Origin of the sequence: Halolamina sp. CBA1230 (genome assembly GCF_002025255.2) — an archaeon.
Classification (GTDB): domain Archaea; phylum Halobacteriota; class Halobacteria; order Halobacteriales; family Haloferacaceae; genus Halolamina.
This window is the reverse complement of sequence record NZ_CP054587.1, coordinates 1,742,383-1,756,914: the sequence shown is the minus strand read 5'-3', so window position 1 is coordinate 1,756,914 and position 14,532 is coordinate 1,742,383. Positions and strand designations below refer to the sequence as shown.

At 64.9% G+C, this 14,532-nt stretch carries 15 protein-coding genes; 12 read left to right on the top strand and 3 right to left on the bottom strand.

What is annotated here, in order from left to right; all coding sequences use genetic code 11:
- Window positions 1–798: 798 nt before the first annotated feature.
- A complete protein-coding gene (locus B4589_RS09220) occupies window positions 799–4,389 on the bottom strand; it encodes a type IV secretory system conjugative DNA transfer family protein (RefSeq protein WP_079233998.1) in 3,591 nt (1,196 codons plus the stop codon).
- A gap of 196 nt (window positions 4,390–4,585) precedes the next feature.
- Here B4589_RS09220 and B4589_RS09215 point away from each other — a divergent pair, with 196 nt between their 5' ends.
- The 10 genes from B4589_RS09215 to B4589_RS09170 all read left to right on the top strand — a co-directional run bounded on the left by B4589_RS09215 (window position 4,586) and on the right by B4589_RS09170 (window position 10,773).
- Window positions 4,586–5,509, top strand: coding sequence for a transcription initiation factor IIB family protein (locus B4589_RS09215; protein WP_079233997.1), 924 nt, complete (start codon window positions 4,586–4,588; stop codon window positions 5,507–5,509).
- A gap of 289 nt (window positions 5,510–5,798) precedes the next feature.
- Entirely contained in the window at window positions 5,799–6,125 is a 327-nt protein-coding gene (locus B4589_RS09210) for a hypothetical protein (RefSeq protein ID WP_079233996.1), read from the top strand.
- 71 nt (window positions 6,126–6,196) lie between these two features.
- Window positions 6,197–6,499, top strand: coding sequence for a hypothetical protein (locus B4589_RS09205; protein WP_079233995.1), 303 nt, complete (start codon window positions 6,197–6,199; stop codon window positions 6,497–6,499).
- The gene (locus tag B4589_RS09200) at window positions 6,500–7,012 is read left to right on the top strand and encodes a hypothetical protein (RefSeq protein ID WP_079233994.1); all 513 of its coding nucleotides are present in this window, start codon (window positions 6,500–6,502) and stop codon (window positions 7,010–7,012) included. It begins immediately after the preceding gene.
- Between the two features lie 31 nt (window positions 7,013–7,043).
- The gene (locus tag B4589_RS09195) at window positions 7,044–7,373 is read left to right on the top strand and encodes a hypothetical protein (RefSeq protein WP_079233993.1); all 330 of its coding nucleotides are present in this window, start codon (window positions 7,044–7,046) and stop codon (window positions 7,371–7,373) included.
- Between the two features lie 96 nt (window positions 7,374–7,469).
- Entirely contained in the window at window positions 7,470–7,838 is a 369-nt protein-coding gene (locus B4589_RS09190; protein WP_079233992.1) for a hypothetical protein, read from the top strand.
- Window positions 7,835–8,404 (top strand): hypothetical protein, encoded by a 570-nt coding sequence (locus tag B4589_RS09185; protein WP_079233991.1) that lies wholly within the window; start codon window positions 7,835–7,837, stop codon window positions 8,402–8,404. The genes B4589_RS09190 and B4589_RS09185 overlap by 4 nt, the downstream gene beginning before the upstream one ends.
- Before the next feature lie 473 nt (window positions 8,405–8,877).
- Window positions 8,878–9,108, top strand: a complete 231-nt coding sequence (locus B4589_RS09180; protein ID WP_079233990.1) for a UPF0175 family protein — start codon at window positions 8,878–8,880, stop codon at window positions 9,106–9,108.
- Window positions 9,105–9,635 (top strand): hypothetical protein, encoded by a 531-nt coding sequence (locus tag B4589_RS09175; protein ID WP_079233989.1) that lies wholly within the window; start codon window positions 9,105–9,107, stop codon window positions 9,633–9,635. The genes B4589_RS09180 and B4589_RS09175 overlap by 4 nt, the downstream gene beginning before the upstream one ends.
- A 727-nt stretch (window positions 9,636–10,362) precedes the next feature.
- Complete coding sequence (locus B4589_RS09170) at window positions 10,363–10,773, top strand: twin-arginine translocation signal domain-containing protein (protein ID WP_217920460.1); 411 nt, start codon at window positions 10,363–10,365, stop codon at window positions 10,771–10,773.
- Between the two features lie 109 nt (window positions 10,774–10,882).
- Here B4589_RS09170 and B4589_RS09165 read toward each other — a convergent pair whose 3' ends face one another.
- The gene (locus tag B4589_RS09165; protein ID WP_079233986.1) at window positions 10,883–11,815 is read right to left on the bottom strand and encodes an ABC transporter ATP-binding protein; all 933 of its coding nucleotides are present in this window, start codon (window positions 11,813–11,815) and stop codon (window positions 10,883–10,885) included.
- An 18-nt stretch (window positions 11,816–11,833) separates the two neighbouring features.
- Window positions 11,834–12,733, bottom strand: a complete 900-nt coding sequence (locus B4589_RS09160; RefSeq protein WP_079233985.1) for an ABC transporter permease — start codon at window positions 12,731–12,733, stop codon at window positions 11,834–11,836.
- A gap of 274 nt (window positions 12,734–13,007) precedes the next feature.
- Here B4589_RS09160 and B4589_RS09155 point away from each other — a divergent pair, with 274 nt between their 5' ends.
- Both B4589_RS09155 and B4589_RS09150 read left to right on the top strand, forming a co-directional pair.
- A complete protein-coding gene (locus B4589_RS09155) occupies window positions 13,008–13,184 on the top strand; it encodes a hypothetical protein (protein ID WP_176330518.1) in 177 nt (58 codons plus the stop codon).
- The gene (locus B4589_RS09150) at window positions 13,181–14,422 is read left to right on the top strand and encodes an RNA-guided endonuclease TnpB family protein (protein WP_079233984.1); all 1,242 of its coding nucleotides are present in this window, start codon (window positions 13,181–13,183) and stop codon (window positions 14,420–14,422) included. Before B4589_RS09155 ends, B4589_RS09150 begins: the two co-directional genes overlap by 4 nt.
- Window positions 14,423–14,532 lie beyond the last annotated feature (110 nt).

The window sequence follows — 14,532 nt, the reverse complement described above, 5'->3', positions numbered from 1 at the left end:
GCGCACCACGCGTCGGCGGCGGCCGGAGTGATCCGCGCCCACAGCTGTCCGCGAGTGCGGACACACCGTATGCGCCTGCCGGGTGCCGAGGCGTGCCTCGCTGCTCACAGCTCCCCCTCGTGTGCCGACGCACCACGCGACAGGGACCTAGTCACCGACTGACTCGCTCCCTCCGGCAGTCCCACAGACGGAAGCGACGCTCGCGGGACCGGTCGAGACACCCACACTCGGAGCACGCAGCAACTACACACCCACGCCGGCTGGCGAATCGTCGTCGATGAGGCGGCGGGCGACAGGCGCCGCATGCCCATGCGCCGCCCGGTGGTGCGTTGCTCGCTGGCCCCACCTAGCTCACCGTCCCCCCGGCAGCTTGCTCCGGCTGCGGGCTGCACACCCAGGGGCTGCCGGTCCCGAGGCGTCGACGCCCGGCCCCAGGGACGCGGCCGTCGTCGCACTGCCAGCGAGGCCGCTCGCACGCAGCCGTGCTCGGCGACACAGCGGCCCCTCAGGGGCGCCCCCGGCTGCATCGACCCCATGCGACCACGTCGCGATGGTGGTCGCCGATCGCGATCAGCCCCGTCTCAGCGAGTGCCCCGTCGTCGGCCGCCGTCGCGAGTGCCCGGCGGCGACAGTTGCGCCCACATCCCTCGCCCCACCACGCACGTCAGGGGGTGGACTGGCGACAGCCGCCCAGGTCCCTTGCCCGCCGTGGCGATGTGTGCTTGCGGACGGCCCGTGCTCTGTAGTTCGGCAGTGCGTCGTGGCGATCGGGTCCGCGACGGACCGGTCCCGACTGCGTTACCCGGGCCCGTCGGCATCGAGCAGCGTGTCGCGCGCGTACTCGAAGGGGAGCACCTCCGTCAAGCCGGGCGTGTCGAGCCGGTACTCCCGGGGCGCCATGTTCTCACTGTACGTTCGCGGCACCCGCGACTCCCCATCCGGCGGGTCGTTGAGCGCCCGGAGCACCTCGTGCCCGTCACCGCGAGTCTTCACCAACCACCATGCAGCCTCCGGGTCACAGGCCGCCATCTTGTCGAAATCCTTCGGAATCGCTTCCCCCCGATCGTTGTTGATGCGTTCGGCCTCGAGCGCCGCCACGACGGCATCATCGGCGTCCAAGACGGCGGCGTCCAGCCGCCCGTCGTCGACGCCGTAGTAGCGTTCGACACGCGTCCCCGGCTGGTCGTCGGGTTCGACGAACTCCTCCGCGAGCAGGCGGGCGCCGACGGCGACCATCGCGACATGGAGACTCGACTCCGAGAGATCGCCCGTCCCGTCGCCGTAGGCGATCCCCTCCCGGTGGCCGACGCCGATCGCGTCCCGGCCGTCGGGCGTCACCGTGTACAGCTTGTGCGGGCGGCGACAATCCACGCGCAGGAGCCCGTCATCCAGCAGCTCCTGCACCCCGTCCGTGTCGATCCCGACATATGCCTCCAGATTGGTCATGGAGTCCCAGACGATGTCGTACTCCAGCTGGGCGTCGAACCGCTGCTGGTGGGCCATGTAGACGGCCGCGAGCAGGCGCAACTGCGCGTCACTGTACGGGCTGGCGGCACGCTCCCCGCTCGTGAGCTGGAGATCGAGCGAGCAGATGGGAATGGCCGCTCGATCGACGGCGTCGAGCGAGTGGTGACACGCGATCGCCCGGCGCATTCCCTCCGGCGTGGCCGCGTAGCGGGTCTCGCACGTGTCACAGACGAGCGGATACGGTGGCTCGTCGATGTACGAGAGACAGTCGGGGAACCGCTCCGTATGCGGGATCGTGGCCGTCGCCGCTGCGAGCCCGGCGACCGACCCCTCGATCGGCCCGTCGAGGGCCGCAGGATCCGCACTCCCGCTGGCCGTGCGGCCTACAGGGACGCCCACCGCCTCCCGGGTCCGGCTTTTGGCGTCGTCGAACGCCTCCCTGAACGCCGCCTCACGAGCGCCGGTGAGCGGGCTGTCACTCTCTGGGTGACCAGCAGGCAGCGACGGTGACGTCACCGTGAAGGGCCGGGGCTGGCGGTCGGCGAACGGGGCGGCAGGGCGGACGAGCCACTCCCCGCGCTGGAGGTCGCGAAGGCGGTCCGCGACCGCATCCGCGTCGGCATCACTCGTCGCCAGGCGCTCGGCCAGCCGGCGGTCGACGCCGACGGGGCCCGTGATGATGGTGCCGACGTCGTTGAGGAGTTCGGCGTACACTCGCTGGTGGGTATCCCGGAGCTGTTCGGGGAACTGCATCGCGAGCGTGAGCGCGAGGTCGAACGCCCGGCCCTGTGAGAGCAGCGTGTCGAGGATGCCCGTCGTCGCCAGCTCTGCCGCCTCCTCGATGTAGCAGTTGACGAGCGGGTGATCGGTCGCCGTCCCGAGGGCCTGCCGGCGCTGGAGGGCGCGCCAGAGCTGGGAGAGGATCGCGATCGCCAGCAACGTCCGCGAGCGGTCGCCGTAGCCCCGCAGGTCGACCACGATGACGCAGTCCTCGTCGAGGGCGGCGCGGAGATCGAACGTCGCCGTGTCGTGCTGGGCCTCGAACAGCGGGGCGAGGCGGGTGTCGTTCGTGGCGACACCGATCCGCCGGGTGACGGCGCTCATGATGCTGTCGAACGTCGTGGGGGCGTTCGCGGCCGTACTCGCGAGCTTCTGGTGGAGCGCGCCGTCGGACACGGGCGGCGGGTTCCCGGTCTCGTGGAACTGCGCGGCGGCCGCCAGCAGCTCCTGTTGGCTGATGCTGTCGGCGCCGTGGACCGGGTCGAACAGCGCGCGGACGAGCTGCTGGATCACCTCGACGGCCGCCTCCGCGCTGTAGAACTGCTCGGGGCCCATCGCCGCCGCCAGCAGGTCGATGTAGTGTTCGGCGACCGTATTGACGGCCCACTCCCGGTCCAGCCCCGCGTCGAGTAGCGGCTCGATCGTGAGAAACGGCAGCGCGGGCAGGTACTCGGTACAGTCGAAGTAGTAGAGATCGTCGAGGTCGCCCTCCCGGGCGAACTGGGCGCGAGCGTACTCGGCGGGGGCGTCGTCACCTTTCGCGTCGATGTAGATCGTCGCGCCGTCGGTCGCCCCGTGGTTCGTGAGGTGCATCGTCTGGCCGACCGCGGTCTTGCCGGCGCCGGTCGCCCCGAACAGTGCGGTATGCAGTGGCTGGATCGACGGCGGCAGCGACAGGGTCGCGTCGAGCGGTTCCCGGTCGGCCGTTTTCGGGTGGCCGACCGTCATCCCCGGCTGGTCGAGATAGCGGTCAAGGACCGTTCGCGGCGGGAGTTCGATCCCTGTGCGGTCGGTCGGCGTCGGCTCGAGCGCCCGGCTCGCCGCGGGGCTCAGCGCCGGCCCGTTCGTGATGCAGAACGCCGCGACGGCGCCCGGATCGGCGACGATGGCCGGGCTCGCGTTCGTCGTGCCCGGGATGACGTGGGCGTAGCGTGTCGGCGACTGGTGCGTCCTGCGCTCGCAGAGGGCTGTGAACTGGTCGTGGGCCGCGTCGGCCCCGTACGCGTACTGGGTCGGGGCGAGCCGATAGTGGTCACCACGGATGGCCTCGAACCCTGTCGCCACCGACTGGATCGTGCTGGTGGCACTATCGGCATCAGTCCCGAGGGCGACCGCCCGGGCGTTGACGGTGAACGATCGGCGGGCGTCGACGGTTTCGAGCGCCTCGATCCGCCGCCGGTTCGCTGGGGCGATCGACGTGTCCGTTGTGGCGTCGTCGGCCGCGTTGGTCGCCGTGTCCGTGTCGGCAGCGCCCGACGACCCGATGAGTGACTGCAGCAGGGCGTTGCGCCGCAGGTCGCTGTTGAGTTCGAGATCGATGCTGCGATCCTGCTTGGTCGCGTGCCAGTCCGGTCGCGGCGTCACGAGGAGTTGGACGAGCGCAGGCGCATCGCTGGTCGCCAGCGCGTCGAGGAGACTTGCGAGCGGCCAGTTGCCGGCCGGCGTCGCCTCGTCTGTCTGTGGCGCGTCGTCGACGGCGAACGCCGGAAGCGAGGGGAGCGGACACTGCCAGTCGGCCGGGCGGTCGCCGACCCCTTCCCACTGGACGGCGGCGACGTCCCGTTCCGGGGCCTCGGTGTCAGCATCGGGATCGGGCGTCGACGGCGCATCGAGGGCAGCGCGATACGTCGTGTCGGTCTCGACGAGATCGACCGAGTCCGGGAGGATCTGGCGAAGCGTCCGTTTGAGCGGGCCGAGTGAGCCGTCACACCCGACGTACCAGTCGATGTGGCGCTCGCCCGTACTGTCGGCCGTGCCGGTGGCTGCGAACAGCCACTCGTACGTCGGCGGGGCGTCGCCGTCCCCGCCCGTCGATCGGTGCAGGTGGGCGATCGCCTGTGGCACCTGTTCGGCGCGAAGCGGGGCATCGCTCGGCTGGATGTGGAGGTACGACCGTTCGGTGGTGAAGTCATCCGGGACCATACGTTCGTGTTGCCGGACGCGCAGCTCGGCGTCCGATTCGGCGGCTAATTACGGCCGACCCGCCGTATATTCTTTCCCGCACTCAGTTCGCAGCTACTCTACCCGACCAGTGAGGCGATCGGCACGCGGCGGTTTTTCGGCCCCGAGAGGGGTGCGGGGCGCGCCGACGTGGCGCGACCTCGTACAGGTGAGCCCAATGCCCACGAGCAACATCTACGATCGCGGGTTCGACGAGGACGTCCAGCGTGGTGTAACCAAGCCGTGTCCCGAATGCGGTGGGGAGGTGCGGACGAACACGGCCGAGACCGTCTGCGAGGACTGCGGGTTGATCATCAACGACCAAGCGATCGATCACGGCCCGGAGTGGCACGTCGACGAGGAGGACGAGCAACGGCGGACTGGCGCGCCGCTGACCGCTGCCCGGCACGATCGCGGCCTCTCGACACGGATCGGCTCGGACCAGGACGCAGCCGGGCGCGACCTCGCTCCCGAGAAACGCCGCCGCCTCGCCCGATTGCGCCGCGAGCACGCCCGCGGCCGGTGGCAGTCGACACAGGACCGAAACCTCGGCCACGGCCTCACGGAGATCCGGCGGATCGCGAGCGCGCTTGGTCTCCCTGATTCCGTGCGTGATCAGGCGTGTCAGCTGTTCCGGACGGCGCAGACCGACGGACTGCTACCAGGGCGCTCGATCGAGGCGATGGCGGCGGCGAGCGTGTTCGCGGTCTGTCGCTGTAACGGGCACTCGCGGCTCATCGCCGACGTGGCGCCGGTCGCCCAAGTCGCGCAGTCACGCGTCGAGAACGCCTACAAGGTACTCAACGAGGCACTCGGGTTGCCCACGTCGCCGATGGCGCCGCCGCAGTTCGTGCCACGGCTGGCGTCGGACCTCGGGTGTACCGACGCCGTGCAGCACGACGCGATACGGCTGGCTGAGCAGGCCGTCGACGCCGGCGTCACGACCGGTGTGCATCCCGCGGGCTTCGCGGCTGCCTGCCTGTACATGGCGGCCTGTGCCCACGACGCACCGTTGACCCAAGCCGATGCGGCAGCGGCGGCCGACGTGACGATGGAGACCGTCCGAAACCATCGCGATCGGCTGCTCTCCATCGTAGAATAGATAGTTCGAACAAGTGCAACTCGCCCAGGACCGCGACGTCGACGGCGGCGACATGGCGGACGTCGACGAAGGGACGGCCCAGAACCTGGTCAGCGAGCCATTGAGTCTACGACTGCATTGCTGGCCACCTCTCGACGGAAGCGCGGACACGGTACCACCCCCTTGTTGACGGGGATTATTAAATCGAGACGGGTTTTTTGCCCCCACGAACCGCCGTTTCACGGCCATGAAACAGATTCGTTATCAACGTCTGGTCGGCCGGCCGCGACGCCGACGGGGAGGGCGAGTGATGCAGCAGACCCTCGTTGGCTGCGCGTTCTGCGACGCCCCGCCCGGTACCGAGACTGGCGAGGCGCACACTTGGAGACAGGACGAACGGGTCACCCACCCGATCTGTGTCGACTGCGCGATTCAGACGGAACCGGATCCCGACGAGCGCGATCACGTCGCCTGTGACGGCTGTGGACTGGTCGTCGACACGCTCGCGGCGCTCACCCGGTTCCGGGTCGAACTCGGGCACCTGGAAGGCCCGATACAGCTGTGTGCCCGCTGTAGTCCAGGTGGGCTCGCGACGTACTGGACGCGCGACCTCGAAGCGCATCTCGTGTCCGACTGATGCCCGGCTGAGCGTAGCTCACGTTGTACACATGAGAAGGGCTAAGTGGGATAGCTCACAACGCACACATAATGAGTAGCGATAAGAAACGCGTCCAGTTCCGGGCGCCACACCGGCTTATTGACCGGACCGACGCCCTAGCAGAGGTACTCGGCGAAGACCGGACGAACATCCTTGTGACCGCGCTCCGGGAGTATCTACAGGAGGCCACGCACGACGATGCGCTAACCCAGGAAATCGCCGCCGCCTACTACGACGACGAGATCTCCTTCGAGCAACTCAAAGCGCTCGTCGGCGCCGAGGAAGCGGCAAACCTCCGCGTGTTGAAACAGCAGTTGGACGAGGACTTCATCGACGAGGTCGCCGACGCATAGATGCCGCAGCTTATCGCAGACGCCTCCGCCCTCGTGAGTCTGGGGAGCGTTACTGACGACGATCCCGATCCACTCGCACTTTGTCTCTCCCGGTACGAGGTCGTCGTCCCAACAGCGGTCATCGATGAACTCCAGGAGATCGCCTCCTACGAGGATGTCCACGGGCACGCCGCGTCCGCCGTCCTCGACCAAGCGGAGTCATTCACGACACAGTCGGTCGACCTCGATGCCGAGTTTCCGCTCGATGACGGTGAGAACGCGGCGGTCACGCTCGCGAACGATCTCAATGCTGCGCTCTTCCTCTGTGACGAATTCACCCAACTTGGCTTGATCCACGCCTCACTCGCTGATACCCGACTCGTCACGACACCAACGCTGCTCTCGGTTCTCGTTCGAGCTGAGCACCTATCAGCTGCTGAAGCGCGGTTGCTCCTCGATGCGATCAGTGACGTCCGTAGCTGGGACGCGAACGGTTACGTGCAGCGAGCTCGCTCATTGCTCACGGAGCCCTGACACCGTGGAGAATTCTTTGAAGTGAACAGGAATGGCCGATAACGACGCTCTCTACGACGTTCGTGAACGAACGAAGAATCCTGAACACGCATCAGTTGATGACGTGGTCGAACTCGTCCTCGAACGTGCACAGCATCCCCGGACGGATCACCACGACGGGCACCTCGACGTACTGATGGCGACTGTCGTCGACAGGTACGGTACCGCCCCTATCCGGACCGTCATTCACCGCGTCCTTGTCGACGCCATGCCCTTCCGGACCGCCACCCAGGACCTCGAGGTACGCAACGTCGACGGTGTTCGTATAGGGACGACCGCTGGCCAGTTCCTCGACGAACTGAACGCACAGGACGACGACTGAGTGACGTAAACCCTTCCTGTTCTACGGGTTTTAATGTGCAAGCTCTGTGCATACGCCGAAACCGTTATACGCCTATGTGCAAAATTTGCACATACAATGAGCGCAAGCGATGACCCGCGGCGGGTCCATTTCCAGTCGCCGGAGTATCTCGTCGACCGGCTGGATGCGATCGCGGAGCTCTACGACACGGATCGGACGGATCTGCTCATCGAGGCGATGCGTGAGTACATCGAAGACACCGCCGACAGCGAGACGTTCCAAGAACTCGTCGCGACGAAGTACTACGACAACCAACTCGAGTTCGAGACGGTGAAGCAACTGGTGGGCGCCGAGACCGCCCAGCGACTCCGGCTTCTCAAAGCGGATCTCGAGGACGAGCCGCTCGATCTTGCGGCCCCCGACGACGTCGACGTCTACGATGGTGACGCGACGGCGGTCGATACCGCAGCCGACGACGAGGGATGAGCGGCCGGCAGTTGCGAACGGCCGTCGCCGACACCAGCGCGCTCGTCAGTCTCGCGGTGCCCCGAGCCGATGCAGCTGTCGACACTGACACTCCGGACCCGTTCCAGTATCTGCTCACCTCGTGTGACGTGGTCGTGCCGTCGGAAGTCGTTACAGAACTCCGTGACATCACGCAGTATCAGGATATCCACGGGGCCGCCGCGAGTAACGTCCTTGCGGCCCGCGACTACTACACGGTTGACGACCCCTACGAACGCGACGAGACGCCGGACACCCGGCCAACGTTCGGGCTCGACGACGGCGAAACCGACGGGATCGTCCTCGCGAACGCGCTTGATGTCGACGGGTTTCTCACTGACGAGTTCGGCGGAACGAACTTCCCACTGATTCACGCCGTACTGCAAGGGCCACGGATCGTCCCGACGCCGCGGCTCATCGTCGACTACGCCCGGAACGGGCATCTGAGCCACGAAGCGGCTCGAACGCTGATCACGACGATTAGCCCGCATCGGAGCTGGGAGCACAGTCCGTACGTCACACAATTGCTCCACCGTCTCGACGAGTAACCGGCCTCCGAGTAGCGACGCCGACCACCCAGCGCCGGCGACGACATCCGAAAGCCCTCGGCCGCTCGGCATCCCGCGACCACGCGAGACTCGGTCTCGCTGGCCCTCGTTCGCTGCGCTCACGAGAACGCCGCTGCGCGCCTCGTGCCTGCGGTGCTTGCGGGGTCGGGGGACGTTCGCGGCGCTTCGCGCCGCGAGCTCGGGAGACGTCGTCTCCCGGTGGCCGAGGCGGCCTCGCCCTTTCTGAGTCCGCCAGGACGGTAGATGGCTCACCGAGCGACGTGGACGGCTAGACAGGTGCGTACGTACCGGCCCGCCCCGCTCGCCGCGTGCCGCCCTCCGCTTGCTCGCGGGTCGCTTCGCTTCCCGCTCGCCGTCGAGGCGCTCCCTGCGGTCGCGCCTCGCTTCGCTCGCGACCGACCCCTTTGGAGACACATTAATGAGCGCACCGCCCCTTTGCTCAGGTAGACTCCATGGCTACTGATCGCCGCCGTAACGCCGTCGAGGACAAACAGGAGCTCGCGACCACGATCGGGCTCTACGTCCTCGGCGAGATCTCGCTCGGCAAGGCCGCCGAGCGCACCGGTGTCACTCGCTGGGAAATGGAGGAAATCCTCCAAGAAGCCGGTGTTGAGCTGCAGCTCGGCCCGCAATCCATGGACGAACTCGAAGATGAGGTCGACGTGGCGCTCGATCTTGAATGAGCGAGTCGTTCTCGCGGCCTGTTGTGCTCGATGCGACAGTGCTCAGCAACTACGCGAACACAGACTCCGTTACCTGGCTGACGACGACGCTCGATGCCCTCCAGACTGTTCCCGCTGTCCGAACCGAACTGGAGCAGGGCCGTGAGGTCGGCTACGCGTATCTAGAGCACGCACTCGACGTGCTTGACTCAGGAGGGATCGAGATCGCTGAGACCGCACCGGAGCAACTCCAGCAGGACTATCCGGCGGTTCAGACCCGTCTCGATCCCGGCGAAGCCGAATCGCTCGTGGCTGCACACACGGCTGGTGGGACGCTCGTGACGGATGACGGGAACGCCCGCACGCTCGCGGCCGACTACGACGTTGCACTCACCGGGTCAATCGGCCTGCTGGTTCGCGGCGTCGTTCTCGAGGAACTGACCGTCGAGACGGCGGATGAGTGGCTCACGACCTGGATCGAGGAGCGGAACTACTACGCACCGGTCGACAGCGTGACTGCGGCTCTTCCTGACGACGTCGAAGAATAACCAGCCGTCTTCATGATAGCACAGGAGTGGTTCCCAGGCCAGCACATACGAGAACGTACGCTGGTCAGGATGGGTGAACCAATCCCGAAAGCCCTCGGCCGCTCGGCATCCCGCGACCGCGCGAGACTGCGTCTCGCTGGCTCTCGTTCGCTACGCCCACGAGAACGCCGCTGTGCGCCTCGTACCTGCGGTGCTTGCGGGGGCAGGGGACGTTCGCGGCGCTTCGCGCCGCGAGCTCGGGAGACGTCGTCTCCCGGTGGCCGAGGCGGCCTCGCCCTTTCTGAGTCCGCCAGGACGGTAGATGGCTCACCGAGCGACGTAGCCGGTTGAACAGGTGTGTCCGTGACGGCCCGCCCCGCTCGCCGCTGCCGCCCTCCGCTTGCTCGCGGGTCGCTTCGCTCCCCGCTCGCCGTCGAGGCGCTCCCTGCGGTCGCGCCTCGCTTCGCTCGCGACCGACCATTCCGGGCGTGCGGGCGCTCTCCGCACCGCCCGCGCCCGGTCCGGGCTCAAGTGCATGTGCCCTCGGCGCCAGCGGGAAAGCGCGAGAGGTTGCGCGGCGTGGCTGCTCACCTCCGACTGGGAGAGTTCTGGTCAAGCTGCCAAAGAATTGCGCACGAAATGGTTATTTTCGTCGTGGAAATTACCGAATCATCTGGTAAGTAGATGTGCGAACCTATCGCTACTATTTTTCCGAAGCAGATGAATATATAGAATCAACAGAACGATGATGCCCTCTCGTCGGACGTTTCTTCGGAGCGGTGGTATCGCAGCAATAGGTGGATTGGCCGGCTGCCTCACAGATGACACTGAACCAAAGGCAGTCATCGAGCACATTCGTCTCGAAAACCACCGGCGAGAGACGGGGTACGTATTCACAGTACGGATACTGGAGGAGGACGAGGTTCTTTTCGAGGAGATACGTGAACTTGGGGCAGCGGGTGAGGGTAAGGCCTACGCTGATTTCGAATCACCGCTCTCTAGCCCAGGACAGTACACAATCCAAGTTGACGTTGACGGGGACTCTGCCAATGTTGATACGCAAAGCCTCATTTCAGAATCTAAAGAATGTCTCCGCCTCCAATTCTACCTGGGTGCAAGCACCCTCCATCACGAACACACCTCCTACGGATGTGAGTAAACCATGCCACACACGTTGCCTATCGTTAGCGATTGGTGTTTCACCTATACTTATTGAAAACAGTACCAAGGTGGATTACTGCTGGATCAAGGTACGAAGTACACGCCGTTCAATACGGTTCGTCCGCTGTTTCAGTCCTGCCCGTCGTATGAGCGGCAAACACGTCTTCGATTGACGGTTCCCGCATTGTGAACGAATCAACGGGAGCAGATGTCTGTTCAATCGTCTGGATGACTGGCCATCGGGCATTTTGACTTCGTGTGACCACGACGAGCTCGTCGTCTTCCGCCGAGACACTCACCACTCCATCCTGTTCACGGAGCGTGTCGGCAAGCCCATCCGGAACCTGGTCGAGCGTGAAGACGATAGACGATTCAACGTCCACTTGCTCGCGGAGATCATCGATCCGCCCTTCGGCGATCAGCTCTCCCTGGTTGAGAATGCCGATTCGGTCGCAGACGAGTTCAACTTGGCCGAGCACGTGACTCGAAAAGAACACGGTCGCACCGCGGTCGTTCTCCTCGTAGACGAGATCCCGGATCGTCCGTGCCCCATGGGGATCAAGCCCGGTGAATGGCTCATCAAGAATCAAAAGGTCGGGTTCGCCAACGAGTGCCATCGCAAGCCCGAGGCGCTGTTGCATCCCGTTCGAGTACGCCCCGGCTTGCCGATCAATGGCATCGCCCAGTCCAACCCGAGTGAGCAGGTCCTCGGGAGAATCTGATGCGTTCTTCGAGTCGATGACATAGTTGAGATGCCGGCGGCCCGTCAAGCGGTCGTAGACACTGAACCGGTCTGGGAGGATGCCAACGCGTTGGTGGATTTCGACGACGTCCTCTCGCGGATCGAGTCCGAGGATGCGTGCCGATCCTTCTGTTGGGCGCACGTAATCCATGAGCAGACTGATGGTCGTCGATTTTCCGGCTCCATTCGGTCCGAGAAACCCGTACACTTCGCCGTCCTGAATCTTCAGGTTCAACCCGTGGACGGCGGTTTCTGCGTCGTACCGTTTCGTGAGATCGGTGGTGGTAATTGCAGGCATGAGTACACACGCTCCGTGTTATGTGAGGTCAGCCTCTCGGAAGCGGTAGTAGCCGACCGCGAACGGGAGGAGTATCCATCCGGCGAAGATGACGAGTGCGCCCGCTTCGTGGAGGACCACGGGGACGTCCACTCCCTCGAACGCGAGTTCGACAACCAAGGCGTTCGACCGGGTTTGTGGTTGGAGATCCGCAATGACGCCAAGCACCCACGATGCTGAGTTCCCCGTTTCCAGAATCCAGTTGAAGAGGACGTTATACGCGCCGGCTGGAGCCAGTCGGTGGAGGAGAAAGAGACTCTCCGATGCTGGCGGATTTAATGGATTGACTTGGACGCCCGTGAGTGGCGTGTAGACCTGGTAGATGATGAAATCCACCCAGCCTAGGATGAAGATGAGGTAATAGCTAAACGCCGCCGTAGCTGCTTGAACGGAGGTATTTACGGCCGCAGAAATCGAAACGCCGACACAGACGTTCAGAAGCAGATAGAGGCAAGAGACAACCACCAGCAGGCCGAATTTGGCCAGAGAGAACAGCCCGTATTCCAGCGCGCCGAGTGCGCCGACGACGAGGAAGGTGAGGAGGAGGGGAACACAGAGGACTGCGGTTTGGCCGATGATTTTCCCGAGGAGGATATGATGGCGGCGGACCGGCATGCCACTGACGACTTTGATACTTCCTGACGCGCGTTCGCTACTGATCGATCTATGGCTAAGGAGGATCGCACCAAATGTGGCAAAGATGCTGACGGGCGCTTGAAACGCCACCAGTGTCGTATTCTCATTTAAGGCCGTGACGAGGTACGGAGGGCCACCGAGCGACAGAAAACTTGCGACGACTAGAAGGACACCTAGCAACCAGACACCCTTCGACTGGATGTGGTCGTAGAATTCTTTCCGAGCAAGCGGAGACCACCTCATACCCCAGTGTATCACTAGCAGAGCTTGATAAAGCCCATTCACTTGTAACTCCCGTGGGAGAAATCGCTGTTTGGCAGGGACCAGTACTTACCGCTTCAAACCAGGTGCTACAACGGGTCTTCGATACCTCATTCTGACTGCGTAGTGCGGTGGTGTTTTTGAGCGCCTGCGAAGGGTGCAGGCGCGTTCGGTCGTGCCTGCACAACACAGGTGATTCGAGATGTGTTACCACCGCCAGCGACAGGTGCACCGTCTGATAGAGGCGCGATGATCGATGTCGGTCGAACTGAACGAAATCGAGGAGGCCGAAGTCGAACTGGAGGAATGGTTAGTCGAACAGGCCGAGAACGGTGTTCCGGAAATCGTCCTGATCGGGCTCCTTCGAGACTATGCGGACGACGTCGAACACCTCGGCTACGTGCCGCGGATGTGGGGTGAGTCAGAGCGGTGAGACGAACCAACACCTTCGAGGTCGTCCCGCAATCGGAGCGAGCCGACAATGTCCTTCGGCGCCTCCTTGATGCATCAGCGAGCCTCTGGAACCAGCTGACGTATGCGCGCCGGCAGCAGTTCTTCGCCGGCGAGAGCGTCTGGGACTGTGACGGCTACTACGACGAGTACGTCGACGTGTTGGGGTCGGCGACGACCCAGCAGGTCACCCGCGTCAACGACGCCGCCTGGCGGTCGTTCTTCGAGACAGTGGAGGAGGCCGACCAAGAGGTCAGTCCGCCGGGCTATTGGGGGAACCAAGCCGACGGGCGCGACCTGCGGACCTACATCCGCAACGACGCCTACACGATCTGCTGGGGCGAGCGCTCCCGGCTGGAGGTCCCCATCGGCAGCCAGCTCAAAGACGAGTACGGTTTCAGTCGGTTCGAACGGCTCCGGGTTACCATCCGCGGTGAACCGCACTGGCAGGGCGAGCAGGGTCGCCTTCACCTCACCTACGACGACGTCGACGAGACGTACCGGGCCCACCAGCCGGTGACGGTCCCCGAGGCGGAACAGGTGACGCCGACGGGGACGGACGTCGCCGCGCTCGATATCGGCGCGAACGTCCTCGTCGCGTGTACGACGACGGCTGGCGACCAGTACTGGTACGGCGGCCAGGAGCCGTTTCGGCAGTTCCGTGAGACGACCGAGCGCATCGCCGACGCCAAAGCGAAGCTGCCGGCTGGACAGCAGACCAGCACGCGGATCAAGCGGCTCTATCGGAAGCGGTCCCGCCGGCGCGACCACGCCGTGAACGCGCTCCTTCGTGACCTCGTTGAGCGACTCCACGACGACGGCGTCGAAACCATCTATCACGGTGACCTCACCGGCGTCCTCGGCGAGTACTGGTCGGTCGAGGCGAACCTCAAAGCCCGCACCTTCTGGGCGCACCGGCAGTGTCTCGACCAGCTCGCGAACGTCTGCGAGGAGTACGGCATCGAGGTGGCATCAACCTCCGAGGCGTGGACCTCCCAGACGTGTCCGGAGTGTGGTGAGCGCGAACGGACCCGCCGGCATCGCGAGACGCTGCGGTGTCCGTGTGGCTTCGAGGGGCACGCCGACCTCGTCGCGTCGCGGACGCTGCTCGAACAGGCGACGAATACCGAGGTCAGGCCGACGGCACGGCCCGTGCGGTTCCAGTGGGACGACCACCAGTGGTTCCCCGTCAAGGGGGCCACGGTGGGCCCCAACGAATAGCGCACAGACCCGCAAGGTGCCGCCGTGGTGTCGCCGTGACACCAGCGAGCGGACGCTCCGTGTCCGCGGAGTGGATGTCGATCCGCTGGTCGCTCGCTTTTCGAACAGAT

What these genes read in the sequence shown, in the direction of transcription:
- B4589_RS09220 (WP_079233998.1), bottom strand. Translation starts at nt 4,389, where the DNA reads ATGGTCCCGGATGACTTCACCACCGAACGGTCGTACCTCCACATCCAG.
- B4589_RS09215 (WP_079233997.1), top strand. Translation starts at nt 4,586, where the DNA reads ATGCCCACGAGCAACATCTACGATCGCGGGTTCGACGAGGACGTCCAG.
- B4589_RS09210 (WP_079233996.1), top strand. Translation starts at nt 5,799, where the DNA reads ATGCAGCAGACCCTCGTTGGCTGCGCGTTCTGCGACGCCCCGCCCGGT.
- B4589_RS09205 (WP_079233995.1), top strand. Translation starts at nt 6,197, where the DNA reads ATGAGTAGCGATAAGAAACGCGTCCAGTTCCGGGCGCCACACCGGCTT.
- B4589_RS09200 (WP_079233994.1), top strand. Translation starts at nt 6,500, where the DNA reads ATGCCGCAGCTTATCGCAGACGCCTCCGCCCTCGTGAGTCTGGGGAGC.
- B4589_RS09195 (WP_079233993.1), top strand. Translation starts at nt 7,044, where the DNA reads ATGGCCGATAACGACGCTCTCTACGACGTTCGTGAACGAACGAAGAAT.
- B4589_RS09190 (WP_079233992.1), top strand. Translation starts at nt 7,470, where the DNA reads ATGAGCGCAAGCGATGACCCGCGGCGGGTCCATTTCCAGTCGCCGGAG.
- B4589_RS09185 (WP_079233991.1), top strand. Translation starts at nt 7,835, where the DNA reads ATGAGCGGCCGGCAGTTGCGAACGGCCGTCGCCGACACCAGCGCGCTC.
- B4589_RS09180 (WP_079233990.1), top strand. Translation starts at nt 8,878, where the DNA reads ATGGCTACTGATCGCCGCCGTAACGCCGTCGAGGACAAACAGGAGCTC.
- B4589_RS09175 (WP_079233989.1), top strand. Translation starts at nt 9,105, where the DNA reads ATGAGCGAGTCGTTCTCGCGGCCTGTTGTGCTCGATGCGACAGTGCTC.
- B4589_RS09170 (WP_217920460.1), top strand. Translation starts at nt 10,363, where the DNA reads ATGCCCTCTCGTCGGACGTTTCTTCGGAGCGGTGGTATCGCAGCAATA.
- B4589_RS09165 (WP_079233986.1), bottom strand. Translation starts at nt 11,815, where the DNA reads ATGCCTGCAATTACCACCACCGATCTCACGAAACGGTACGACGCAGAA.
- B4589_RS09160 (WP_079233985.1), bottom strand. Translation starts at nt 12,733, where the DNA reads ATGAGGTGGTCTCCGCTTGCTCGGAAAGAATTCTACGACCACATCCAG.
- B4589_RS09155 (WP_176330518.1), top strand. Translation starts at nt 13,008, where the DNA reads ATGTCGGTCGAACTGAACGAAATCGAGGAGGCCGAAGTCGAACTGGAG.